Annotated in this window: 27 protein-coding genes and 1 tRNA gene; 15 read left to right on the top strand and 13 right to left on the bottom strand. The window is 62.1% G+C overall.

The window, feature by feature from the left end:
* Positions 1 to 173 precede the first annotated feature (173 nt).
* A complete protein-coding gene (gene uvrA / locus ACXYMS_RS12940) occupies positions 174 to 3,077 on the top strand; it encodes an excinuclease ABC subunit UvrA (RefSeq protein WP_458906874.1) in 2,904 nt (967 codons plus the stop codon).
* Between the two features lie 147 nt (positions 3,078 to 3,224).
* Here the strand turns inward: uvrA and ACXYMS_RS12945 are convergent, their stop codons facing one another.
* The 3 genes from ACXYMS_RS12945 to mgtE form a co-directional block, all read right to left on the bottom strand.
* Complete coding sequence (locus tag ACXYMS_RS12945; protein ID WP_458906875.1) at positions 3,225 to 3,650, bottom strand: DUF1489 family protein; 426 nt, start codon at positions 3,648 to 3,650, stop codon at positions 3,225 to 3,227.
* The gene (locus tag ACXYMS_RS12950; RefSeq protein ID WP_458906876.1) at positions 3,647 to 4,324 is read right to left on the bottom strand and encodes a glutathione S-transferase N-terminal domain-containing protein; all 678 of its coding nucleotides are present in this window, start codon (positions 4,322 to 4,324) and stop codon (positions 3,647 to 3,649) included. Before ACXYMS_RS12950 ends, ACXYMS_RS12945 begins: the two co-directional genes overlap by 4 nt.
* A gap of 385 nt (positions 4,325 to 4,709) precedes the next feature.
* On the bottom strand, positions 4,710 to 6,125 hold the full coding sequence (gene mgtE / locus ACXYMS_RS12955; protein ID WP_458906878.1) for a magnesium transporter: 1,416 nt from the start codon (positions 6,123 to 6,125) through the stop codon (positions 4,710 to 4,712).
* A 117-nt stretch (positions 6,126 to 6,242) separates the two neighbouring features.
* Between mgtE and ACXYMS_RS12960 the strand changes: the two genes are divergently transcribed.
* Positions 6,243 to 6,599, top strand: coding sequence for an MmcQ/YjbR family DNA-binding protein (locus tag ACXYMS_RS12960; RefSeq protein WP_458906879.1), 357 nt, complete (start codon positions 6,243 to 6,245; stop codon positions 6,597 to 6,599).
* 145 nt (positions 6,600 to 6,744) lie between these two features.
* Positions 6,745 to 7,281, top strand: coding sequence for a GFA family protein (locus ACXYMS_RS12965; RefSeq protein ID WP_458906881.1), 537 nt, complete (start codon positions 6,745 to 6,747; stop codon positions 7,279 to 7,281).
* 12 nt (positions 7,282 to 7,293) lie between these two features.
* Here the strand turns inward: ACXYMS_RS12965 and ACXYMS_RS12970 are convergent, their stop codons facing one another.
* From ACXYMS_RS12970 to ACXYMS_RS12980, 3 genes are all read right to left on the bottom strand, one after another.
* A complete protein-coding gene (locus ACXYMS_RS12970; RefSeq protein WP_458906882.1) occupies positions 7,294 to 7,611 on the bottom strand; it encodes a hypothetical protein in 318 nt (105 codons plus the stop codon).
* A gap of 130 nt (positions 7,612 to 7,741) precedes the next feature.
* A tRNA-Leu gene (locus ACXYMS_RS12975) sits at positions 7,742 to 7,826 on the bottom strand.
* A 145-nt stretch (positions 7,827 to 7,971) separates the two neighbouring features.
* On the bottom strand, positions 7,972 to 8,205 hold the full coding sequence (locus ACXYMS_RS12980; protein ID WP_458906883.1) for a FliM/FliN family flagellar motor switch protein: 234 nt from the start codon (positions 8,203 to 8,205) through the stop codon (positions 7,972 to 7,974).
* A 73-nt stretch (positions 8,206 to 8,278) separates the two neighbouring features.
* Here ACXYMS_RS12980 and lipB point away from each other — a divergent pair, with 73 nt between their 5' ends.
* The 4 genes from lipB to ACXYMS_RS13000 all read left to right on the top strand — a co-directional run bounded on the left by lipB (position 8,279) and on the right by ACXYMS_RS13000 (position 11,422).
* A complete protein-coding gene (gene lipB / locus ACXYMS_RS12985) occupies positions 8,279 to 9,022 on the top strand; it encodes a lipoyl(octanoyl) transferase LipB (RefSeq protein WP_458906885.1) in 744 nt (247 codons plus the stop codon).
* A gap of 24 nt (positions 9,023 to 9,046) precedes the next feature.
* The gene (locus ACXYMS_RS12990; protein ID WP_458906886.1) at positions 9,047 to 9,601 is read left to right on the top strand and encodes a DUF4282 domain-containing protein; all 555 of its coding nucleotides are present in this window, start codon (positions 9,047 to 9,049) and stop codon (positions 9,599 to 9,601) included.
* A gap of 176 nt (positions 9,602 to 9,777) precedes the next feature.
* The gene (rimO, locus tag ACXYMS_RS12995) at positions 9,778 to 11,103 is read left to right on the top strand and encodes a 30S ribosomal protein S12 methylthiotransferase RimO (RefSeq protein ID WP_458906888.1); all 1,326 of its coding nucleotides are present in this window, start codon (positions 9,778 to 9,780) and stop codon (positions 11,101 to 11,103) included.
* Positions 11,104 to 11,188: 85 nt separating this feature from the next.
* Positions 11,189 to 11,422, top strand: a complete 234-nt coding sequence (locus ACXYMS_RS13000; protein ID WP_458906890.1) for a DUF6894 family protein — start codon at positions 11,189 to 11,191, stop codon at positions 11,420 to 11,422.
* 4 nt (positions 11,423 to 11,426) lie between these two features.
* On the opposite strand, the gene ACXYMS_RS13005 is transcribed toward ACXYMS_RS13000, so the two are convergent.
* Positions 11,427 to 12,341, bottom strand: coding sequence for a phosphotriesterase family protein (locus ACXYMS_RS13005; protein WP_458906891.1), 915 nt, complete (start codon positions 12,339 to 12,341; stop codon positions 11,427 to 11,429).
* A gap of 131 nt (positions 12,342 to 12,472) precedes the next feature.
* Between ACXYMS_RS13005 and ACXYMS_RS13010 the strand changes: the two genes are divergently transcribed.
* The 5 genes from ACXYMS_RS13010 (at position 12,473) to cysW (ending at position 17,561) form a co-directional block, all read left to right on the top strand.
* The gene (locus tag ACXYMS_RS13010) at positions 12,473 to 14,242 is read left to right on the top strand and encodes an SLC13 family permease (protein ID WP_458906893.1); all 1,770 of its coding nucleotides are present in this window, start codon (positions 12,473 to 12,475) and stop codon (positions 14,240 to 14,242) included.
* Between the two features lie 82 nt (positions 14,243 to 14,324).
* The gene (locus ACXYMS_RS13015) at positions 14,325 to 14,576 is read left to right on the top strand and encodes a GlsB/YeaQ/YmgE family stress response membrane protein (protein ID WP_458906895.1); all 252 of its coding nucleotides are present in this window, start codon (positions 14,325 to 14,327) and stop codon (positions 14,574 to 14,576) included.
* Between the two features lie 201 nt (positions 14,577 to 14,777).
* Entirely contained in the window at positions 14,778 to 15,776 is a 999-nt protein-coding gene (gene cysP / locus ACXYMS_RS13020) for a thiosulfate ABC transporter substrate-binding protein CysP (RefSeq protein ID WP_458906897.1), read from the top strand.
* A 71-nt stretch (positions 15,777 to 15,847) separates the two neighbouring features.
* Complete coding sequence (cysT, locus tag ACXYMS_RS13025) at positions 15,848 to 16,684, top strand: sulfate ABC transporter permease subunit CysT (protein ID WP_458906899.1); 837 nt, start codon at positions 15,848 to 15,850, stop codon at positions 16,682 to 16,684.
* 55 nt (positions 16,685 to 16,739) lie between these two features.
* A complete protein-coding gene (gene cysW, locus ACXYMS_RS13030; RefSeq protein ID WP_458906901.1) occupies positions 16,740 to 17,561 on the top strand; it encodes a sulfate ABC transporter permease subunit CysW in 822 nt (273 codons plus the stop codon).
* Here cysW and ACXYMS_RS13035 read toward each other — a convergent pair.
* Complete coding sequence (locus ACXYMS_RS13035; protein WP_458907020.1) at positions 17,527 to 17,964, bottom strand: DUF1801 domain-containing protein; 438 nt, start codon at positions 17,962 to 17,964, stop codon at positions 17,527 to 17,529. The genes cysW and ACXYMS_RS13035 overlap by 35 nt on opposite strands.
* Before the next feature lie 124 nt (positions 17,965 to 18,088).
* Here ACXYMS_RS13035 and folP point away from each other — a divergent pair, with 124 nt between their 5' ends.
* Genes folP through folK form a run of 3 tightly spaced genes read left to right on the top strand, consistent with a single transcriptional unit; the run spans position 18,089 to position 19,768 of the window.
* Positions 18,089 to 18,940 (top strand): dihydropteroate synthase, encoded by an 852-nt coding sequence (gene folP, locus ACXYMS_RS13040; protein ID WP_458906903.1) that lies wholly within the window; start codon positions 18,089 to 18,091, stop codon positions 18,938 to 18,940.
* Positions 18,941 to 18,950: 10 nt separating this feature from the next.
* Entirely contained in the window at positions 18,951 to 19,334 is a 384-nt protein-coding gene (gene folB / locus ACXYMS_RS13045; RefSeq protein WP_458906905.1) for a dihydroneopterin aldolase, read from the top strand.
* Positions 19,334 to 19,768, top strand: coding sequence for a 2-amino-4-hydroxy-6-hydroxymethyldihydropteridine diphosphokinase (gene folK, locus ACXYMS_RS13050; protein WP_458906907.1), 435 nt, complete (start codon positions 19,334 to 19,336; stop codon positions 19,766 to 19,768). Before folB ends, folK begins: the two co-directional genes overlap by 1 nt.
* A 28-nt stretch (positions 19,769 to 19,796) precedes the next feature.
* Here the strand turns inward: folK and ACXYMS_RS13055 are convergent, their stop codons facing one another.
* Genes ACXYMS_RS13055 through ACXYMS_RS13075 form a run of 5 tightly spaced genes read right to left on the bottom strand, consistent with a single transcriptional unit; the run spans position 19,797 to position 23,933 of the window.
* Positions 19,797 to 20,573 carry an ATP12 family chaperone protein gene (locus tag ACXYMS_RS13055; RefSeq protein WP_458906908.1) on the bottom strand — a complete coding sequence of 259 codons (777 nt, stop codon included), beginning with the start codon at positions 20,571 to 20,573 and terminating at the stop codon, positions 19,797 to 19,799.
* Position 20,574: 1 nt separating this feature from the next.
* On the bottom strand, positions 20,575 to 21,228 hold the full coding sequence (locus tag ACXYMS_RS13060) for an HAD-IA family hydrolase (RefSeq protein WP_458906909.1): 654 nt from the start codon (positions 21,226 to 21,228) through the stop codon (positions 20,575 to 20,577).
* Positions 21,229 to 21,236: 8 nt separating this feature from the next.
* Complete coding sequence (locus tag ACXYMS_RS13065; RefSeq protein WP_458906911.1) at positions 21,237 to 22,226, bottom strand: RluA family pseudouridine synthase; 990 nt, start codon at positions 22,224 to 22,226, stop codon at positions 21,237 to 21,239.
* Entirely contained in the window at positions 22,223 to 22,606 is a 384-nt protein-coding gene (gene crcB / locus ACXYMS_RS13070; protein ID WP_458906912.1) for a fluoride efflux transporter CrcB, read from the bottom strand. The genes ACXYMS_RS13065 and crcB overlap by 4 nt, the downstream gene beginning before the upstream one ends.
* Before the next feature lie 4 nt (positions 22,607 to 22,610).
* On the bottom strand, positions 22,611 to 23,933 hold the full coding sequence (locus ACXYMS_RS13075) for a replication-associated recombination protein A (RefSeq protein ID WP_458906914.1): 1,323 nt from the start codon (positions 23,931 to 23,933) through the stop codon (positions 22,611 to 22,613).
* Positions 23,934 to 24,036: the final 103 nt, after the last annotated feature.

The following is a 24,036-nucleotide window of genomic DNA, read 5'->3' on the forward strand; positions in this document are numbered from 1 at the left end:
TTCCCATTATGTTCGCAGCCAGCAAAGGTCTATGTTCTAGACCCGATCACGTATTTGGAATTGGCATCATGCGGCAAGGCCGCTTGCGCCGCAGCGCGCGCCGCCCTATTTCTGGGCTCTCGCCGCAACCTTGACGTCATTTCGGGCGCTGTACCCACAGCGCCACTCGCAGCATGGACGACCACATGAGCCACCCCAGCCTTAATCGCGAAATCGTTGTCCGTGGCGCCCGCGAGCACAATCTCAAGGGCATCGACGTCAGGCTGCCGCGCGACAGCCTGATCGTCATGACCGGTCTTTCCGGCTCGGGAAAATCATCTCTGGCCTTCGACACCATCTATGCCGAGGGGCAGCGGCGCTATGTGGAGTCCCTTTCCGCTTATGCGCGCCAGTTCCTGGAAATGATGCAGAAGCCCGATGTCGAGCACATCGAAGGCCTCTCGCCCGCCATTTCCATCGAGCAGAAGACCACCAGCCGCAATCCGCGTTCCACCGTCGGCACCGTCACCGAGATCTACGACTATCTGCGCCTGCTCTATGCCCGCGTCGGCGTCCCCTATTCACCCACAACGGGCCTGCCCATCGAGAGCCAGACCGTGTCCCAGATGGTCGACCGCACCCTGGAACTGCCAGAAGGCACCCGCCTCTACCTCCTCGCCCCCATCGCGCGCGGCCGCAAGGGCGAGTTCAAGAAGGAACTGGCGGACCTGATGCGCAAGGGCTTCCAGCGCGTCAAGATCGATGGCGAATATCATGAGATCGAGGATGCTCCGGCACTTGACAAGAAGTTCAAGCACGACATTGAGGTCGTGGTCGATCGCCTTGTCGTTTCTAAGGATATTTCCGGACGTCTGGCCGAAAGTTTCGAGACGGCACTGAAGCTGGCAGAGGGCATCGCCCTGATCGAATTTGCCGACGAGAAAAACGAGGATGGCAGCCCGCGTCAGGTCACCTTTTCGGAAAAATTCGCCTGCCCGGTGTCCGGCTTTACCATTGCCGAGATTGAGCCGCGCCTGTTCTCGTTCAACAATCCCTTCGGCGCCTGCCCGGTCTGCGATGGCCTGGGCACCGAACAGAAGATCGATCCCGACCAGATCGTGCCCGACCAGACCCTGTCGCTGCGCGATGGCGCTATCCTGCCCTGGTCCAAGACCAGCGCGCCCTATTATCAACAGACCTTGCAGGCCGTGGTGAAGTATTTCGGCGCCTCCACCGGTACCGCCTGGAACGAACTGCCCTTCGACGTGCAGCATGCGGTGCTCTACGGCACCGACAAGACCAAGATCGACTTCGTCTATGACGATGGCCTGCGCCAGTACAAGACCTCGAAAGTCTTCGAGGGCGTCATCGGCAATCTCGAGCGCCGCTACCGGGAAACCGAAAGCGCCGGCATGCGCGAGGAAATCGAGAAATACATGTCGGCCAAGCCCTGCGTGGCTTGCGGCGGTTATCGCCTCAAGCCCGAAGCCCTGGCCGTCAAGATCGACGGCCTGCATGTGGGCAAGGTCAGCGAGATGTCCATCCGCAATGCCAGCCAGTGGTTCATCGACCTCTCCGACAAGCTCACCCCCACCCAGAGCCAGATCGGCGAGCGCATCCTCAAGGAAATCCGCGAGCGCCTGAAATTCCTGCTCGATGTGGGTCTTGAATATCTGTCCATGTCGCGCAATTCCGGCACCCTGTCGGGTGGCGAAAGTCAGCGCATCCGTCTGGCCAGCCAGATCGGCTCGGGCCTCACCGGCGTGCTTTACGTGCTCGACGAGCCCTCAATCGGCCTGCACCAGCGTGACAATGCGCGCTTGCTTGAAACCCTGCAGCGCCTGCGCGACCTCGGTAATACCGTGATCGTCGTCGAGCATGACGAGGATGCCATCCTCACCGCCGACTACGTCCTGGATATCGGCCCCGGCGCCGGCGTCAATGGCGGCAATATCGTCGCCGAAGGCTCGCCCCAGGACATTCTCAACCACCCCGACAGCCTCACCGGCAAATATCTCTCCGGCCGCATGGGCATTCCGGTGCCCACCGAACGCCGCGAAGGCAAGAAGGGCAAGGCTCTCTCGATCAGGGGCGCCACCGGCAACAATTTGAAGAACGTCTCGGTCGATGTGCCGCTCGGCATGTTCGTCGCCATCACCGGCGTCTCCGGCGGCGGCAAGTCGACCCTGATGATCGACACCATGTACCAGGCCATCGCCCGGCGGCTGAACGGCGCCCGCGTGGTCCCTGCCCCGCATGAAAGCCTCACCGGCCTCGAATTCCTCGACAAGGTCATCGACATCGACCAGTCGCCGATCGGCCGCACCCCGCGCTCCAATCCTGCCACTTATACCGGCGCCTTCACGCCGCTGCGCGAATGGTTTGCAGGCCTTCCCGAGGCCAAGACCCGCGGCTATGGCCCGGGCCGCTTCAGCTTCAACGTCAAGGGTGGCCGCTGCGAGAAATGCGAGGGCGACGGCGTCCTAAAGATCGAGATGCACTTCCTGCCCGACGTCTACGTCACCTGCGATGTCTGCAAGGGCAAGCGCTATAATCGCGAGACGCTGGAAGTCCAGTTCAAGGGCAAGTCGATCTCCGACATTCTCGACATGACCATCGATGAGGGCGTCGAGTTCTTCTCCGCCGTCCCGGTCATCCGCGACAAGTTTGCCACGCTCCAGCGAGTCGGCCTCGGCTATGTGAAAATCGGCCAGCCGGCGACCACCCTCTCCGGCGGCGAGGCGCAGCGCGTCAAGCTTTCGAAGGAACTCTCCAAGCGCGCCACCGGCCGCACACTCTACATGCTCGACGAGCCCACCACGGGCCTGCACTTCCACGACGTCGCCAAGCTGCTCGAAGTGCTGCACGAACTGGTCGAGGGCGGCAATACGGTCGTGGTCATCGAGCACAATCTCGAGGTCATCAAGACCGCCGACTGGATCATCGATCTGGGCCCCGAGGGCGGCGATGGCGGCGGCGAGATCGTGGCCGTCGGCACGCCCGAAGAGGTCGCGGAGAACACGCGCTCCCATACCGGCGTCTATCTCAAGGAAGTCATGGACCGCAGGCCGCATTTCGTGACCAAGGCGGCGGAGTAGGTCCGCTCCCGTCACCTACCCGATCGTCACCCTCGGGCTTGACCCGAGGGGTCTATACTTCGACATAGCTCCGGAAAGTGTAGTGCCCTCGGGTCAAGCCCGAGGGTGACGCGCGGTTCCATATGGCGGCAAAGCGCAACCCGCTCCCTAGATCAACCCCATCCGCGCCAGTTCCGCCGCAATCTCTGCCGAATTGTCATTGCCACCGGCCTCCATGTCCGGCGGTGCATCCTCGGGTCGTAAATACCGCCAGCCCTGGAAGGGTCGTTTGGGATAGGGCACGGTGCGCACAATTTCCGGCGCCATGATGATGTCGCAATAATCCTTGCCCTCGGGATCGGTATATTGCGCCAGCCGCAGAATGCGCTGCCGGCAGCAGATCGTGCCCGACATGACCCAGTAGATCGACCCCTGCCCCTCCATCTCGTCGCCGCGCCTGGGCATCATGCGGGTGCGGTGCACATGCACGTCCTCGCCATAATCGGCGCCCCACCAATGGGCGCGTTCGTCCCGATAGCTTTCCAGTTCCTCCACGCTGGCGACGCCAACGCAGAGCTTGACCATATGAATCATGCCAGCATCCCCGGCGCCACCCGCCCCTGAATGACATCGATCTCGTCATCGTCCACGATCCACGGCTCCTGCAGAGCCATACCCAGCCAGTCCTGGAAGGCCGGCAGCGCATAGATCGCCTCGACATAGCGCTGCGCCACGTCCGACACCGGCAGCTCATAAGTCCGCAGCCGCGTCGCCAGCGGCGCAAACATCGCATCGGCCGCTGTGAACGCTCCGAACAGATACGGTCCGCCCGAGCGCGCCAGCAGGTCGCCCCAAAGCGTCTCCACCCGGTGCAGGTCCTTGCGCACCGCATCGAGATCGACCTTATTGGGATGGCTCGCCCGCAGGTTCATCGGCGCATGATTACGCAGGCCGGAAAACCCGGCATGCATTTCGGCGGCAGCGGCGCGCGCCAGTGCCCGTTCGCTGCGGTCCACGGGCCAGATCGGCTTGTCCGGAAAGCAGTCAGCAACATATTCGATGATGGCGATGGTCTCGGGAACCACCAGGTCCCCGTGGATCAGCACCGGCACCTTGCCGGTGGGCGAGCGCGCCGCCAGCCTCTCACGCCATCCGGTTCCCGAGAGCTGCAGCACTTCATCCTCGAAAGGGATATCGAAATGCCGCAGCACCAGCCAGGGCCGCAGCGACCACGTCGAATAATTGCGATTCCCGATCAGGAGCTTCATGGACTTTCCTCATCAAAAATGGAGGGCGCCCAGTGGCCGGGCGCCCTCCGCTTGAACCATTCTGTAGTGAATAACTCCAGCGCCTTTCTAGACGCTAGCAACTACGGAGAAAACCAGCCCCATCGATACGAGGCATACCAGCGCCCAGCTCATCGTCTGCCAGACATTAGCCTTGGTTTGACTGCGCATAGATCGCTCCTTGTCAGTCGTCCACGCCGACCCCAGGGGTCTGCTGCCCGGGAAAAGAAGGTGTCCCCCAATTCCCTGGCGGCAGCGCGTCCAGAAGACACCCTGCGGCCGGTAATGAATCGTTAGCCGCCTCGCAGGTGGGAAGCAAGCGACCAAACTGCAACACTCCACAGCCACAATTTTGCGGAAGAACGCCTCAGAACAGCCCGAACCACAGCCCGGCAATACCCAAAAAGGCAAAGAAGCCAATCACATCGGTCACCGTGGTCACGAACACCGCAGAGGCAATCGCCGGATCCGCCTTGAGCCGTTCGAGCGTCAGGGGAATAAGAATTCCGAATGTTCCGGCCACGATCATGTTGATGACCATGGCGAGCCCGATGACGATCCCGAGCTGCACATCGCCATAGCGCACCGCCGTCACAATGCCGATCAGGATGGCGAAAATCACGCCATTGACCACGCCCACCACCATCTCGCGGCGGATCAGCCGGCGCACACGCCCACCATCCAGCTCGCGCATCGACAGCGCCCGCACGGTAACCGTCATGGTCTGCGCCCCTGCATTGCCGCCCATGGAGGCAACGATCGGCATCAGCACCGCCAGCGCCACCATCTGCTCGATTGTCCCGTTGAACAGGCCGATGACGAAACTGACCATGACAGCGGTGAACAGGTTGATCACCAGCCAGGGCACGCGGCTTTTGACCGTATCCAGCGTGCTGTCGGACACATCTTCGTCGCCCACGCCGGCCAGCAGCTTGATGTCCTCATCGGCTTCCTCGTGGATCACGTCCACGATATCGTCGATGGTCAGCACACCGACCAGCCGCCCGCTTTCATCCACCACGCCGACCTCGACCAGGTCATAGCGCTCGAAAAAACGCGCGGCTTCTTCCTGGTCGTCCTCGGCTTTCACCAGCACGAAATTGGTGTTCATGATTGCGTCGATCTTGACCGCGCGCTGGCTGCGCAGGAACTTGTCCAGCGGCAGCGTACCCAGCACCGTATAGCCGGCATCTACCACATAGAGCTGGTAGAACTCGTCGGGTAGGTCCTTCTCGGTACGTAGATAGTCGATCACCTGCCCCACCGTCCAGAACGGGGGAATGGCAATGAAATCGGTCTGCATCCGCCGTCCGGCGGACTCGTCGGGGAAATCGAGACTCCGCTTCAGCGCCAGCCGCTCGAAAGTCGGCAGCGCCGAGAGGATTTCGTCGCGATCCTCCTGCTCCAGGTGCTCGAGCAGATAGACCGCGTCGTCATTGTCCAGCTCGGCCACGCCCCGGGCGATTTCCGCATTGGGCAGGGCATCCATGATGTCGAGGCGGATGCTTTCATCCACCTCGGTGAGGGCGGAAAAGTCGAACCGGTGCCCCAGCATGCGCACCAGCGCCACGCGATCCTCGTGCACCAACTGCTCGAGGACGTCGCCCACATCGGAAATGTGCAATGGCTCCATGACCAGGGCGATGTCTTCCACCCGCGAAGCATCGAGAAAGGCGCGCAGCCGCTCCAGCCAGAGCGCACTGATCCGGCCGTCCGCGTCGCGGAACACATCAATGTCATTCCCGGTCTCGAGGCCAGGCGCCATGTCAAAATCGTCGCTCATTGGGAGCCCTTTGCGTGTCCCGGGGGTTTCAGGGGCATCACAAGCCATAGCCAATCACTCCACCTTGCGCCAGAGTGGTGGAGACGCTTTTTCGTCAATACAGGAGGTCGCACGCAAATGTCTGATGCCAAGGACCTCGAACCCGGCTTCGCCCGGATTGTCCGCCTGCTGTCGGATCGACGCCTGCCCGGCATTACGCGCGGTTCGCGCGACGGCGCGCCGGCGCTTCTGGTGGCCGATCGCGCCCTTGCCACCATGCTCGAACCCAACACGGTGATCCTGGCCTGCCCCAGCGATCAGAAAGTGCTGTTGATGGACATTTCGCCCGATCTCTATTTCGAGACCGAGCCTTTCGTGGGCAAGAATGATGTCCTCGTTCGCCTCGACCGCATCAAAGACGACGAACTGTCCCTACGCCTCCACGATGCGTGGGAATATCTGGCGCCCGACAAGCTGCGCCAATACGTGGATTAGAAGCACGTCACATTTGCGACTTGCCCCACACGCTCCGCGCCGCCATCGCGAAGGCTTGCCGCATGCGAAATCTGCCGCCATCGTGTCGAAGGGCCTGCGGTCGGATCGTCGCCAGGGCGACATGATCCCAAAAGGAATGCCTGACATGACCAAGACCACGACGCTCACCTGCGCCTGCGGCCAGTTTCATCTCGAAGTGATCGGCGATCCGTTCATCACCGCCGAATGCCATTGCAATTCCTGCCGCAGCGCTTCCCAGCGCCTCGCCACCCTGCCCCCTTCCTTACCGCTGACCGGCCCCAGCGGCGGCGTACCCTACATTCTTTATCGCAAGGACCGCGTCCGCTTCCCCGATGGCACGGCGAACCTGGCCGAGTTTCGCCTTAGCGGTTCCGCGCCCACCCGCCGCGTCCTCACCACCTGCTGCCACACCCCGGTCTTTACGGAATTCGAAGCCGCCCACTGGCTCAGCCTCTTCGCCGGCCTCTGGCCCGAAGACCAGCGCCCCGCCATGCAGATTCGCACCCAGACCGGCGATGTCCCAGAAGGCGTGACACTCGACGACAGCCTCCCCGCCGGCGGCATGGTCACGGCTGGCTTTTATGCCAAACTGCTCGGCGCCTGGATCGCCATGGGATTTAGGGTGCCGAAGGTGGAGGTCAACAAGAAGCTCCGCGTCTAGCCGCGAGCTTTGTCACCCGGGCAATCTACTCTGTGCGAACACTGTGAGGATCAGGCCAAATGGGAAGGCAATGGCTAGAGTTATGAAGTGCTCCTTGAGCATCTGATTGCCCGAGCTGGTTTTGTCCCTGAAGTCGTCGCTGAGTGGCTCCTGTGGCATCTTCCAGCGCATGAGCAAGTAGCTGTAGCCCAGACCCAGCGCGACAAGCACCAATAAGGCAAGATTGGTCGGTATCGGAAAGATCTGCCACGCCAACGTGCCGAGGCCCCATAGCAACCAGACCACAAACAGTCCGCGACGTACGGCCGACCGCCATATTGAAGATTGCATTGCCTTCACCCGTTTGAGGAAGGAAATATGGAGCGGTCCGGCTTAACGGCCGGATAACCGGCCTGATTCACTTGCGCCAAACAACAAAAAAGCCGCCCTGCGGCAGCTTCTTGTTTTTCACCGAAGTGACTGGTGCGGTCGAGAAGACTCGAACTTCCACATCTTGCGATACAGCGACCTCAACGCTGCGCGTCTACCAATTCCGCCACGACCGCACGAGTGTGGTAGAAGCTTTGGCGCCAAAGGCCCCGAAGCGAGTGGGGGTTTAGCAAAGCTCCGTCATAACCTCAAGCGGATAATCGGAGATTTCAGATTGGTTGTGGAGAGAGGACTTCATCCCCTGCCCCCGGCGTCACGGTTTCACCCGAAGCGCAGCACCTTTTCGGTCACCAGCACCCGCAAATGCCCTTCTTCGACATTGACCTCGCCCCTGGCGATCAGCGTGCGATTGGCATAGATGCGCAGCGGGTCGTGCTCGTTCGCGTCCAGTTCGATCACCGCGCCGCGGCCCATGCGCAACATGTGATGAATCGGCACAGTGGTCGCACCCAACTCAACCGTGATATCCACTTCAATATTGTCGAGCGTGTTCATAGATAACAAAGGTCCTGGGTCCGGCGTCGCGCGCCATGGATTCGCTGATCATCAAACTCGACCCGAGCCGGTTATGGAAGTGTTAACGAACCAAAACGAAACGTGCCAAAGCGGTGCAAAATTACACCGGACGGACGACCGTGCCGTCGAGTGGCGCATTTTCGACGCCCCGCTCGACTATGCTGCTGCCCTGGCCGTGATGGATCAGCGCGTCGCCGCCATCGCCGCCGGCGAGAGGCCTGAAGCCGTTTGGCTGCTCGAACACCCCCCGCTCTACACCTCCGGCACGTCCGCCCGCCCCGAAGACCTGCTCAATCCGCGTTTTCCGGTCTATCCGGCCGGCCGCGGCGGCCAATTCACCTATCATGGCCCCGGCCAGCGGGTGGCCTATGTCATGCTCGACCTCACAAGGCGCGGCCGCGATATCCGCTGCCTGGTGCAGGGTCTTGAACAATGGGTCATCGATACCCTGGCCGCCCACAACATCACCGGAGAACGCCGCGAGGGCCGCGTCGGCGTCTGGGTCCCGCGCCCTGAAAAGGGCATTGCCCGCGAGGACAAGATCGCCGCCATTGGCGTGCGTGTGCGCAAATGGATCACCTTCCACGGCATTTCGCTCAATGTGGCCCCCGATCTCAGCCACTATGACGGCATCGTCCCCTGCGGCATCACCGACCAGGGCGTCACCTCGTTCGAAGATCTGGGCCTGCTGCTGACCCTGCCGGAAGTCGATTCGGTGCTGCGCCGGCGTTTCGAAGCTATTTTCGGCCCCACCAACCTTGCTATCCCGGCCTCAGCCGATCAATTTGCATCCTAGCCAAACGGATTCGAGGAGCCCGCCATGACCCTGGACGATCTCAAGCGCCTGCTGACCCGCCAGACCCTGTTTCGCCTCGACTCCATCTTGTCGCCGAAGCTGGTCCCCATTTTCTACGCTCTGGGTCTGGCCGCGATCCTGCTCTGGGCCATCAGCCACTTCTTCTTCCGCTTCGGCACCGGCTTTGGTGACGGTCTCTGGGGCCTGCTCGAAATCGTGGTTTTCGGCCTCCTCGCCTTTGTCGGCCTGCGCATCGGCTGCGAGGCACTGCTGGTCTGGTTCCGGAGCCATGAGAGCACCGGCGACAGCGTGCAGCGCTCGCGTTATTCGGCGTCCCTCCTCGATGAAGTTCGCGACGCGATCCGCGACCTGGCCGAGGAAGGTGAAGAACGCGACTTCGCCGAGGCCGACGAATACATCACCCCGGCCACCGAGCCCGTGCCCTACGCAGCATCGGCGCAGTCGGAACCGGCTGCACCAGCATCAGTGGCTGCTCGCGAACCGGCGACCAAGCCGGGGGACACTCACAAGCCGCCCAGGCGCACCGCCAAGCGAACGCCTCCCAAATCGGTAACCTGAAACGAACCAAGGCCGCCCACGAGGCGGCCTTTCCGTTCCCGGGCGACAAAATCTGCCCCCGGCGTCCCACTCAGGTCAGGTCTGCCCCGCCCCTACCGAAGGGCAGTCACATTGCGTAACCGACCAAGTTTCTGTATGACGCGCGCAATCACTCCCACATCGGAACCCACGCTCACATGAGCCAAGCGCCAAAAATTGGCCTCGTCAGCCTCGGCTGCCCCAAGGCCCTCGTCGATAGCGAGCGCATCATGACCACCCTGCGCGCGCAGGGCTATTCGTTTAGCCGCGACTATGCCGGGGCCGATGTCGTTCTGGTCAATACCTGCGGATTTCTCGATAGCGCCAAGCAGGAAAGCCTTGAGGCCATTGGCGAAGCGCTCAATGAGAACGGTCGCGTTATCGTTACCGGTTGCCTCGGCATCGAGGAAGGCCTGATCCGCGAGACTCATCCCAGCGTTCTCGCCATCACCGGCCCGCATCAATATGAAAGCGTGGTCTCGGCTGTGCATCAGCACCTGCCGCCCGTGCCCAACCGCTTTGTCGATCTTGTGCCTGAAAGCGGGCTCAAGCTTACGCCGCGCCACTACGCCTATCTCAAGATTTCTGAAGGCTGCAACAATCGCTGCTCCTTCTGCATCATCCCCCAGATCCGCGGTGACCTTGCGTCGCGTCCGGCAGCCGGCATCCTCGGAGAGGCCGAGGGCCTCATCCGCTCCGGCGTCAAGGAACTGCTGGTCATCTCGCAGGATACCAGCGCCTACGGGCTCGACATCAAATACGCAACCAGCAAGTACCGTGGCCGCGAGGTCAAGGCCAAGTTCTACGATCTGGCCAAGGAGCTGGGTGAACTGGGCGCCTGGGTGCGCCTGCACTATGTCTATCCCTATCCCCATGTCGATCCGGTCATGGAACTGATGGCTGAAGGCCTCGTCCTGCCCTATCTCGACATTCCCTTCCAGCACGCGTCCCCGAATGTGCTCAAGGCCATGCGCCGTCCTGCCCATCAGGAAAAGACACTCAACCGCATTCTCGACTGGAAGCGCCAGGTCCCCGACCTCACCGTGCGCTCCAATTTCATCGTCGGCTTCCCTGGCGAGACGGACGAGGATTTCGACATGCTGCTCGATTTCATCGAGGAAGCCGAGATCGACCGCGCCGGCTGCTTCAAATATGAGCCCGTCACCGGCGCCACTGCCAACGAACTCGACGGCATCGTCCCCGACGAGGTCAAGGAAGAACGCTTTGCCCAATTGATGGAAGTGGCCCAGAACGTCTCCTTCCAGCAGTTGCAGAAGAAGGTCGGCCGCACCATCGACGTCATCGTCGATGACGTGCGCCCCGAGGAAAACCGCGTAATCGCCCGCTCCAAATGGGACGCCCCGGAAATCGACGGCCAGGTCATCGTCAACAATGCCACCGGCATCAAGATCGGCGACATTGTTTCAGTCAAGGTCACCGACAACGACGAATACGACCTCTTCGCCGAGCCTGCGGCTACCTGAATCCGAATTGTTACCAAGTCGTGAACGGCGCAGGCGGAACGGCCTGCACCCGTCTCTCGTTGGCTGGTCAACATAGAGGTGCGACATGGAACGGTTTTTCTTCAATCATCGGGACGCTTCGGGCGAACTGCAAATGGATATCGACGGGCTGATCCTGCCCTCTCTCAATCTGGCGCTTGAGGAGGCGAGTTTCGCCGCCCGCGCAGTCCTGGCCTTCGCCGATGAGCCTTCGCAGGGTTGCTTTGAGATCGAGGACTCGGGTCGTCAGCTGAAGGCTCGCCTGCCTTATGCCTCGACCGGCGACGAAGCGGCAGCCTGAAGCTCTACCGCGAGAACGCCTCGAACGGGTTGTCCTGCGTCAGCCGCCTAATGGTCTCCTCGCTCACCCCTTCCGCCCGCAACTGTGGCAGGAAGCGTCCCACCAGGTGCGTATATGGGCGCGGCGTGCCCCCGCCAGGCTGTGCCGGATCATACCAGCCCAGGTCATGGCTGAGCAGCATTTGCCGTTCCAGGCCCGCCTCCAGCGCCCGCATGACCAGCGCCACCACGTCGTCGTCGGGATCGCGCCCGATATGGTCAAACTCGATCCACGCACCGCGCGCGGCCACTGCGCGATTGAGCTCGAAATCCGGCTCGGCCTGGGTATGGATCGAGATGAAGCGGTCCGCTGATCCACCCTCGGCTTCGATGATATCGAGCTGGTCCATCACCACCCTGCCCTTAATCGTGTGCGAACCGATAATCGCGCCTGTCTGCGCTGAGGCCCGTGCCGCCGCCCGCAGGATTTTCGTCTCCATCGGGGTGATGCCGTCATCCCCGGCGCTCACCTTGATCCAAGCTGCCACGACGCCGGTGTCGTCCACGCCCTCTCTCAGGTGCCCCAGCATCCAGCGTTCAAGCTCGGCTTCGCTCGCCTCCGCGACCCAGTCGGGAATCCAGGGTTCACGGTAATTGCCCGTGGGCACGACGATGGGAAAGCCCGTCGCCTGCGAGACGGCCAGGTCGATATCGACCCGGAGACCCACCCCACCGGTGGAGCATTCGACCAGCGCCGTCACCCCCTGGGCCTTGATCGCCTCGATCTGGGGCGCCATCAGTCGCACCACATCGTCGGGGTCCGCCTCCGCGTAACCGGGCTGGTCGGGAGTCCGCAGGTCGACAAACACATGCTCATGGGGAAGAATCAGCCCTAGCTGATGCCGCTCGAACGGCCCCAAAGTCGTCATCAATCGCTTCATGCGTTCCTCCCTGTCCCGATCTTTTTGCACAGCCCTCTCGCAGGCGGAACTAGCCATGGGCTTTATTCTGCCCCAGGTGCGACTATTGTGGCCCGGCCGCGTTGTGCAGGTCCACAGTAACGGAGCAGCCTATGACGACCCCGCAAGTGCTCGCTTTCCTGATCATTGCGGGGATGATGATTGCCTTCATAATGGGCCGCTGGCGCTACGATCTGGTGGCCGTTTGCGCCTTGCTGGCGGCCCTCGTGGTCGGTGTTGTTCCTGCCGAACAGGCCTTTACCGGCTTTTCCAACGACATTGTCATCATAGTTGGCTCTGCCCTGGTGGTCAGCGCTGCTGTGGCCCGTTCCGGCATCATGGAAGTGGCCATTCGTCGCTATCTGCCGCGGATGAATGCGCCGCGCATGCAATTGATCGTGCTGGTCGTCATCGTCACCGTGCTTTCCGCCTTCGTCAAGAATATCGGCGCGCTGGCGATCATGATGCCCATCGCCTTTCAGATGGCGCGCCGCTCCAATGTATCGCCCTCCATGTTCCTCATGCCCATGGCCTTCGGTTCGCTCCTGGGCGGCCTGATGACCCAGATCGGCACCTCGCCAAACATCATCGTGTCCGGCGTGCGCCAGGAATTGACCGGCACCGCCTTCACCATGTTCGATTTTACCGCCGTGGGCGCCATCCTGGCGGCTGTCGGCATCGTTTTCCTGGCTCTCTTCTACTGGCTCCTCCCCGAGCGCCGCCGTGAGGAGAGCGGCATGGAAAAGGCCATCGAGATCAAGAACTACACCACCGAGGCCCATGTCACAGCCGATAGCACTGCCATCGGCAAAACCGTGGGGGAACTGCAATCAGCCGCCGATGGCGCCGCTATGGTCACCGGCATTGTCAGCGCCTCGGGCCGCCGCCGCACGCCGCTGCCCGACGCCACGCTGAAGGCCGGGGACATCCTCCTCATCGAAGGCGATCCGGAGGCTCTCGACAAGATGGTCAGCCAGACCGGCCTGTCCTTCGAGGAACGCCGCGGCAATGCCTCGCGCGACAGCGGCAATGTTGGCGTCATCGAGGCCATTATCGGCGAAAGTTCGGGCCTGATCGGCGCTAGCGCCCAGGAACTGACCCTGTTCGACCGCACCGGCCTCAACCTCCTCGCCATTTCCCGGCGCGACCAGCGCTTCGTCAAGCGCCTCGGCGAAATCCGCTTCCAGAACGGCGATGTGATTCTGCTCCAGGGTCACCTCAAGCGCATTCCCGACCTGTTGCGCGAGTGGGACATTCTCCCGCTGGTCGAACGTGGCCTCAGGATCGGCAGCGTGCGCAAAGGCCTGCTCCCGCTCGGCATTCTGCTCGCCGCCATGGCCGCCACGGCCCTTGGCGTCGTGCCTGTGGCACCCGCCTTCTTTGCCGCTGCCGGACTGATGATCCTCACCGGCGCCCTGCCGCTGCGCGACGTCTACAATCAAATCGATGGCCCAATCCTGGTCATGCTCGCCTGCCTGATCCCGGTCTCGGAGAGCCTGCAGTCGACAGGCGGCACCGATCTGGTCGCCACTTTTCTCACCGCCACCGCCGTAACCCTGCCCGGCTGGGGCGCCCTGGCCCTGATCATGGTCGCCGCCATGGCGGTGACCCCCTTCCTCAACAATGCCGCCACCGTGCTGGTTATGGCCCCCATTGCCGCCGCCTTCGCCACGGGCCTGGGCTATAGTCCCGAGGCCTTTCTCATGGCCGTGGCCATCGGCGCCGGCTGCGATTTCCTCACCCCCATCGGCCACCAGTGCAACACCCTCGTCATGGCCCCGGGCGGCTATCGCTTCGGCGATTACTGGCGTCTCGGATTGCCGCTCTCCATCCTCGTGGTCCTCATCGGCGTCCCCGCCTTGATGGTGGTATGGCCATTCTGACCCCATAATTCGAACGCTTCTTGCCTTTTCCGTCCACTGTGCCACCCTCACCCTGTCGAAAGACTCAGCGAGGAGGATGCAAATGGGTTTTGACGGAGTGGGGTGGCTCGCAGCCATCATTATTGGCGGACTGGCCGGATGGCTGGCCAGCCGTTTCATGAACTCAGGAGGCGGCGTTCTGATGAACGTCATCTTGGGTATCGTCGGCGCCATACTGGCCAGCTTCCTGCTGGGCCTGCTCGGCGTTTCGTTTGGAGGCTGGATCGGCTATCTGGTCGCCGGATTCATCGGCGCCTGCATCATCATCGTTATTGCGCGAGCCGTGCGCAAATAGATTTCCGGCCGGGCGCTCTGGTGCCCGGCCGATCCTGCCGAAAGGAATTGGCGCGGAAAGCGCTCCCGGCGAAACGTCATTGCCGCCGCACCCCGGCCGGTAAATTACTCATCCCAAGCAGGCATTTAGCCCTTTACGGCGCAGGCTTCGCCGTCGCATCACCATCGTCAACTCGACCTGACCGATGGATTTTGCGTCATCATGAACAAGCTGCTCGTCTCCGCTGCTGCCGCCCTGGCCCTCGCCGCCACGCCGGCTATGGCCCAGCCCACCGACCTCCTCAACGCCTCCTATGACATTGCCCGTGAGCTGTTCGATGAGGAGAATGCGGCCTTCATCCCCGCCTATGAAGCCGCTAATGGCGTTACGGTGACGATCAACCAGTCCCACGCCGGCACCTCCACCCAGGCCCGCGCCATTCTCGAAGGCCTGCCGGCCGACGTCGTGACCTTCAACCAGGTGACCGACATCGAGAAACTCGTTGAAGGCGGCTTTGTCTCTGCCGACTGGCAGAACGAGTTCGCCAACTCCGCCTCGCCCTTCTATTCGCTGCCCGCCTTCCTCGTCCGCGCTGGCAACCCGAAGAACATCGCCGACTGGAGCGATCTGGCCCGCGACGATGTCCAGGTGATCTTCCCCAACCCCAAGACCTCGGGCAATGCCCGCTACACCTATCTGGCCGCCCGTGCCTGGGCTAATGAGGAATTCGGCGGCGATCAGGACAAGGTCGCCGAATACCTCACCAAGGTCTTCCTCAACGTGCCCGTGTTCGAAACGGGCGGTCGTGGCGCCACCACCGCCTTTGCCGAGCGTGGCCTGGGCGATGTTCTGATCACCTTCGAGGCCGAAGTGCTGAGCGCTGTCACCCTGCTGGGCGCCGATAAATACGAAGCCGTCGTCCCCTCGGTCAGCCTCCTGGCCGAGTTCCCGGTAGCCATCGTCGACAAGGTTGTGGATGCCCGCGGCAGCCGCGATCTGGCCAAGGCCTATCTCGACTTCCTCTATTCCGATGAAGGCCAGCGCGTCGCCGCCGGTCGCAATCACCGCGTCAACAACGAGACCGTCGCCGCTGAATTTGCCGACCGCTTCCCCGATGTCCGCCTGGTCAATGTCGATGAAGCTTTCGGTGGCTGGGCAAAGGTCTCCGAAGAGCACTTCGCCGAAGGCGGCCTGCTCGACCAGGTTTTCGTGAACCAGTGATCCTGAACTAACTCCTGCACCCTGACGACGCAGCCCCGCTGCGTCGTCGTCTGTCGTTTGGGAAGGCGCGCATGGCAAATCACCGCAGCAAGCATCTGCTCCCCGGTTTCGGACTGACCATGGGCGTCTCGCTGTTTTACGTCACGCTGGTGATCCTGCTGCCCATCCTGGCCATGCTGCTCAAGCTGGCCGGCATGGGCTTCCCCGAGTTCTGGCGCATTATCTCCTCGCGCCGCGCCATTGCCGCCTACCAGATCACGTTCTCCTCGGCCTTCTACGCCACGCTCATCAATGGCGTCGTCGGCCTGCTGCTCGCTTGGGTTCTCACCCGCTATCGCTTCCCCGGCCGCCGCATTCTCGACGCGTTGGTCGATCTCCCCTTCGCGCTGCCGACCGCGGTCGCCGGGCTGGTCTTAGTGACGCTCTTTGCCAATACCGGCTGGTATGGCCAATTCCTTGAACCCCACGGGCTCAAGATCAACTACACCCAGGCCGGCATTGTCGCGGCCATGTCCTTCACCTCCATTCCCTTCGTCGTCCGGGCGGTGCAGCCCGTCCTGGAAGAGGTGGATGAAAGTCTTGAAGCCGCCGCTGAAACGCTTGGCGCCAATCGCTGGCAGATTTTCACCCGCATCATCTGGCCCACCATCCTGCCTGCCTTTATCGGTGGCTGCGTGCTGTCCTTCGCGCGCTCGCTGGGCGAATTCGGCGCCGTGGTCTTCATTGCCGGCAATATCCCCGGCGTTACCGAAATCGTCTCGCTGCTGATCTATATTCGCCTCGACGAATACAATTACGAGGCCGCCGCCGCCCTGGCCTTCGTGTTGCTCGCCGTCGCCTTCCTCACTCTGATTGCCACCAACGCCCTCGCCGCCTGGCAAACCCGCTACGTGGAAAGGGCTGCGTGATGTCCATCATCGACAATCACCAGTCGAAATCCTCCCCCTATCAGGGGGACGCCGGATGGATGCATCCATGACCAAAAGAACTCGCTCCCCCGGCGAAATCGCTCTTATCACCCTCGCGGGCACGCTGGCACTCTTCGTGCTGGTGGTACCGCTGGTGCTGATCTTCTCCTTCGCCCTGCGCGAAGGCATTGGCGTCTATTTCGCCAATATCATCGAACCCAACACTCTCCACGCCATCTGGCTCACGGTGATGACCGCGCTCATCGTCGTCCCGGTCAATATCGTGGTGGGCGCCGCCATTGCCTGGCTCGTCACCCGCTTCCGCTTCCATGGTCGCCAATTGCTGATTTCCATCATCGAGCTGCCCGCCTCGATGAGCCCCATCGTCGCCGGCGTGGTCTATCTCTTCCTCTATGGCGGCCAGGGCCTGCTCGGCCCCGTGCTTCAGGCCAATAGCCTGCAGGTCATGTTCACCCCGCTCGCCATCGTGCTGGTCAGCCTCTTCGTCACCGCTCCCTTTGCCGCCCGCGAACTCATTCCGCTGATGAGCCAGCAGGGCACCGAGGACGAGGAGGCCGCCCTCTCGCTTGGCGCCAATGGCTGGCAGATGTTCTGGTATGTCACCCTGCCCAATATCTCATGGGCCATGGTCTATGGCGCGGTGCTCACCAATGCCCGGGTCATGGGCGAGTTCGGGGCCGTCTCCGTTGTCTCCGGCGCCATTCGCGGTCAGACCAACACCCTGCCCCTCCAGATCAACCTTCTCTTCAACGACTTCAACGTCACCGGCGCCTTCGCCGCGGCCTCCACCCTGACGCTGATCGCCGTCGCGACGCTGATCCTCAAATCGGCTCTGGAAGCCCGCCAGCACGGCTAGTCGATTTCGCGCGGTGATAGGTTAGCGCTTCTGCGAGGCACATGGCCAGGGCATTGCGGGACCATTGCCCCTGTCCGGGCAGAATCAGGGCTCGGTCACCCTCGAACGAAAAATCGTCGGAAAACCGGGCACGAAACCCGGAAACCAGTGTCGTATTGCAGTTGAAAAACACCGCGCACCGGCCCGACGCGCCTTTGGTGACACCGAGCCGAATTGTGCTGCCGGCCTTGCTGGCCTCGGTTAGATAGGCTGGTTCGCCCCATTTCAAGGTCTCGGTCAGCGGCCCAACATCCTCTTCGGTCGCCACCACAAAAATCAGGTCACGCACCGATAGCAGTTCGGCGCGCTGCGATTCAGAAAAGCGTGCGAATGCGCCGTCGACTTCCGGTGGCAGCGAGATCATTTGGGGCAATTTGACAACTCCTGCGCTCATAGACACCCCTTGAGCCAGATCAGCTCCCGCCCTATTGACGATCGTGGATGATCATTGCGGCCATTCTTATCCGCAGCGTCTTCAGGAACAACCCATGCACGCCACCCATGCCATCCCCCTGCGCCATCGATCGCCGCTGGTCCTCGGGCAAACTGCACTGGTTATGGGCATCCTCAACGTCACCCCCGACAGTTTTTCCGATGGGGGGCAGCATGACCACGTCGAAGCTGCCCTCGCCCATGCCTGCCTGATGGTCGATGAGGGCGCCGATATCATCGATATCGGCGGCGAAAGCACCCGTCCCGGCGCCGAACCGGTACCCGTGCAGGAAGAACTCGACCGCGTTATTCCGGTGATCGACGCCATTCGTGCCGCCGGCATCACCACGCCCATTTCCATCGACACCATGAAGCCGCTCGTGGCCCATCAGGCGCTGGAAGCCGGCGCCGATATCATCAACGACGTCAACGGCCTGCAGGGCGCGCCCGAAATGGCCCAGATTGCCGCCGTCATGCAGGCTCCGGTGATCGCCATGCACTGGGACCGCGACTGGACCGCCGAAACCGATCCAATCCCCGCCATGGAACGCTACTTCCGGACCACTCTCGATATCGCGAAGAAGGCCGGCATCGACGCCGCGCAGGTCATCCTCGATCCGGGTTTCGGTTTCACCAAAACTCTGAATCAAAACTACAGCATCCTGCGCCAACTCGCTGATCTGACTCGCGCATTTCCCAACAACGCCCTGCTCGTCGGCACCTCGCGAAAATCCATGATCGGTAAGCTGCTCGATAACCAGCCCACCGAGCGTCTGCCCGGCACCCTTGCCACCAATGTTCAAGGGTACGAACGCGGCGGCCACATTTTCCGCGTCCACGATGTCGCCTCCAACCGCGACGCCCTTCGCGTGGCCGAAGCGACGCTCTATAGTCCGCCACAGAACTGAGGCCCTTTTTATGACCACACCGTTCACCGGCGACCGTATCATCCTCAATGACCTCGGGTTTTACGGCTATCACGGCCTCTTCAACGAGGAAGCCAAGCTCGGCCAGCGCTTCTTCGTCGACCTGCAATGCGGCGTCGATCTCTCTGCGCCGGGCAATACCGACGAGATCGGGCATACCGTCTCCTATGCCGAGATCTATGACGTGGTAAAATCGACCTTCGAAACCAGGCGCACAAAGCTCATCGAAGCCCTCGCGCAGAATATCTGTACCGCCCTGTTCGACGCTTTCAGCGATATCGACTGGGTGGTTGTCCGGGTGCGCAAGCCCGAGGCACCCATCGCCATGGTGCGCGGCGAGGCGGCCATCGAACTCCACCGGGTGCGGCCCGCCTGATGTCCACCGCTTGGCTCTCCCTCGGTGCCAATATCGGCGCCCCCGCCGCGCAACTGACCGATGCCATTGCCCGACTTGATGCCCATGAGGCGATCAGGGTCGTCGCTCAATCATCAATCATCCGCACCAAGGCCTGGGGCAACACCGACCAGCCTGATTTCGCCAATATGGCCGCGACGATCGAAACCGGTCTCCTGCCCATCGATCTGCTGCACGCCTGCCTCGATATCGAGCGCGACATGGGCCGCGTTCGTCACGAGGTCTGGGGGCCGCGCCTGATCGACATTGATCTGATCGCCTATGAGCGGGTCGAAATGGACTCGACCAAGCTCATCTTGCCGCACCGCTTCGCCCATGAGCGCGACTTCGTTCTCGACCCTTTGCGCGAGATATCGCCGGAAACCGCAGCCTGGATCGTCGGCCGCCATTCATAAGGTGTTCATGAAGGGACTCCGGGACCCCTCAGCGCAGCGCTTCGATCACCGACACGGCCACATCGAACTCAACCCGGCGCCTGGCCCGGCGCTCTGAGGCTTCCTCGTCGGCGCCCCACTGCCGGATCTGAAAATCCTCGTCCACATGCGCCGCAGTCCACGCTTCGTCAGGCGTAAGCAACTGATAAAGCAACGCAATCGCCAGCAGTCCCGAGCCGGTAATGCCCGTGATCGACACCAGTGCGGTCAGGCTCAACAGCCCCTGCCCCTCCAGTGCCGCATCCAGCTTCTCAAGCGTACTAACCGGTTGTGGCTGATGAATAATTCCAATCGTCGGCTGGAAGGTCACTTCGAACCTGCGCGCCAGTTTTACCAGCGCCGCATCCCAGATCGCCTCCTGGTCGGCGACCAATTCTAGTGGAGAATCAGCACGATAGAGCAAGAGGTCACCCGCTGCGAACTTGCCGATCTCAGCCCGGAACGCCGGCACCATCTCATCGCCGCTCTCCAGCGCCGAATTGATCAGTCGCACATGCGGCATGCTGCCCGGATCGATGAACTCCCCCTGCGCCACCCATTCTGAAGCCATCGCTTGAGCAATGCTAAGCATGGGAACTATAACAGGAATTTTCTTTCCGGGCGTCCGCACTGCGCGACCATCGAGCGTAACCGAATAGCCGTCTTCGCCCCGCGCAACGTCAACATTCTTGTAGAACCGCTTTGGCAGTTCGACCCGGTTCAAGTGCTGCGCCCGCCCATAACCGTCATCCCCGTGCTTGTGCGCTTCTTCAAGCTGGTCCCGCATGTCAGTTCTCCACAAGGCTATCGATGGCAGAAGCAAGCTCGGAATAGCTCTCGATCAGGATATCGGCGCCGGCCCCCCGCAATTCGTCCACATGGTGGTATCCCCATGTAACACCGATGGTTTTAGTTCCGGCCGCCCTGCCCATTTCCATGTCGAAAGTGGTATCACCGATGATGACTGTCCGGTGCCGTTCAGCCCCCGTTTCCTCCATGGCGCGCAGCATCATGCCCGGATGCGGCTTCGAGGGATTGTGGTCCGGCGTCTGCAATGTCGAAAAATGCCCGGCTATTCCGTGCAGTTCCGTCAGGCGGTGCACGCCCGCCAGCCCCTTGCCCGTCGCAATGCCCATGAGCGTATCTGGCTGCGCCTTGAGCGCATCCAGCGCCTCGCGCGCGCCGGGGAATAGCCCCTCCCGCCCCTCTGCCGCCACCAGCGAGGCCCGGTAATGCGCTCGATAGCCCTCTGCCAGCCGGTTGGCCTGGTCCATGTCCTGCGACCCGAGCAGTCGCAGCATGGCCTGGGGTAGCGACAGGCCGATGATCCGCCGCACCTGCGCCGGCGTCGGCACCGCAAGCCCGGCCTCGGCGAAGGTGGTCGCCATATGCTCGGCAATCAGCGCCTGTGTGTCGATCAGCGTGCCGTCCATGTCAAACATGACCAGCTTCAAGCCCCGTCCTCCGGATCCACATTCTGCGCATCGTAGCGGTTGGGATCAAAGCCGAGGGCGTCGAAGCTCTGCAGCATATGCGGCGGCAGCGGCGCGGAAATATCGATCTTCTTGCCATTGCGCAACGGCAGGGCGATCCGCCGCGCATGCAGGTGCAGACCTTCTCCGAGACCCGGCGCTGCCTGCCAGTTCTCGATATTGAAATAGCGTGGATCGTCGATGATCGGCGTGCCCAACTGCGCCATATGCACGCGCAGCTGATGTGTCCGTCCCGTCACCGGCTTCAGCGTCACCCAGGCAAAGCGCCGGCTCGCGGTATCGGTGGTGGAATAATAGCTGAACGAATGCACGGCGCCCCGTGCACCATTGCGCACCACGACCATCTGCTCGCCGTCGCTCGTTACCTGTTTTGCCAGGAAACAGGAAATCTCGCCCTGTCGCGGCGTCGGATTGCCTGCAACGATGGCCCAATAGATCTTGCGGGCCGAGCGCGAGCGGAACACCGAACCGAAATGCTTGGCCGCAGCGGCGGTCTTGGCGACGACCAGGCAGCCGGACGTGTCCCGGTCCAGCCGATGCACCAGCCGCGGCGCCTCACCCTGCTTGTTGGGCAGGTTCTTGAGCATGCCGTCCAGATGCCGGAGTTGGCCGCTGCCGCCCTGCACGGCCAGGCCATGAGGCTTGTTGAAGACGTAGAGGTCATCGTCCTCGTAAAGGATCAGATCCTTGAGGAACCGCACCTCTTCCTCGTCGACTTTGAACGGCCGGACGGTATCGGGGTCATCGATAGGTGGGATACGCACGGTCTGTCCTTCGACAAGACGCGTGCTGGTCTGCGCCTTGGCCTTGTCGACGCGCACTTCGCCATTGCGGATCAGCTTTTGCAGCCGCGCAAATCCCAGTTGCGGAAAGTGCTTGGCGAACCAGCGGTCCAGCCGCATGCCGTCGTCGTCCGCACCCACTTCTCGATGTTGTACGCCGCTCATGCCGCACCGCCTCTACTGATCAGGAGCCCGAGATATAGGCCGGCGAGACAAACCACAACCGACAAGCCGACATAGAGCAAGGCATGCGCCAGTGCGCCGCGCTCGATCAGGGTGATCGTATCGAGTGAAAACGAGGAAAAAGTGGTGAACCCGCCCAGAATACCGACCGCCGCGAAGAGCCGGATTTCCGGCGCCATGGGTGGCAAGGTTCGCGCCAGCACGCCAATAAGCACTCCCATCAGCAGCGAGCCGAGCACATTGACGGCCAGCGTCGCCAGGGGAAAGCTCATGGGCAGAAGGCGGCCCACTGCAACCGATACGCCATAGCGCGCCATGGCCCCGATGCCTCCGCCGGCCCCAACCAACAATATTGCCTGCATGCCCTTATTCCTTGTCGTCCGCTGACGCCTTGGCCGCCCTCAGGCGCGAGAAATAGTCCATGCGCTTGCGCAAGTCCCGCTCAAAGCCCCGTTCCACCGGTTGGTAGAACGCCTGTCGCCCGATCTTCTCGGGAAAATATTCCTGGCCGGAAAACGCCTCGGGCGTGTCATGGTCGTAGATATAGCCATCGCCATAGCCCTGCCCCTTCATCATCTTGGTGGGGGCATTGAGAATGACCTTGGGCGGCATCGGCGAACCGGTGGCCTTGGCAACCGACACCGCGGCCTTGTAGGCGGTGTAGACAGCGTTCGATTTCGGCGCCAGCGCCAGATAGACCACCACCTGGGCGAGCGACAGCTCTCCCTCGGGGGAACCCAGCATCTGGTAGGCGTCCCGCGCCGCCACGGCCAGGGTGAGCGCCTGCGGGTCCGCCAGGCCAATATCCTCGGAGGCCATGCGGATCAGCCGTCGTGCCAGGAACAGTGGATCCTCGCCGGCGTCCAGCATGCGGGCGAAATAGTAGAGCGCCGCATCCGGATCGGACCCGCGAATAGTCTTGTGCAGCGCCGAGATCAGGTTGTAGTGCCCATCCTGCGCCTTGTCATAGATCGGCGCTCGCCGCTGCACCACGGAGAGCAGGCTCGTGGGGTCGAGAACCTCATCGCTGGCCACTGAGGCCAATATCTCCTCGACCAGCCCCAGCAAAACCCGCCCATCGCCATCAGCCAGGCCGGGCAGCGTCACCCGCGCTTCGTCCGTTAATGGAAGCGCTGCCTCTAACAGACTCTCCGCGCGTTGCAAAAGGCTCTCCAGGTCATCGAGTCCAAGGGATTCAAACCGCAACACCTGGCTGCGGGACAGCAGCGCTGCATTAAGTTCAAAGGACGGGTTTTCCGTCGTGGCGCCGACCAGCACCACTGTCCCGTCTTCCATGACCGGCAGGAAACTATCCTGCTGTGCCCGGTTAAAGCGGTGTATCTCGTCCACGAACAGCAGCGTCCGGTGCCCCGACAGGCGCTCGAACCGCGCCTTTTCAAAGACTTTTTTGAGGTCAGCGACGCCCGAGAAGATTGCCGAGATCTGCTCGAACCGATAGCCGATCTGGTCGGCGAGCAGCCGTGCCACAGTGGTCTTGCCCGTCCCCGGCGGCCCCCACAGGATCAACGACCCCAACCTGCCCGAAGCCAGCATCCGCCGCAGCGTCCCGCCTTCGCCCAGCAGATGCTGCTGACCGATGACCTCATCGAGGCTGCGCGGGCGCAACTGGTCGGCCAGCGGCCGGGCCTTGTCGGTTTCGGTACTGTCGGCGGCGAAGAGATCGGACATGGGGTGGTTCTATCGTGAGAATGAGGAAACGTCACTCTCCCCGCCATTCGAGCATAGGGCTCGAGGTCTGCTCGCCTGAATTCACGTCACTGGCGTGATTCCT

The organism is Devosia sp. CAU 1758 (assembly GCF_054482695.1).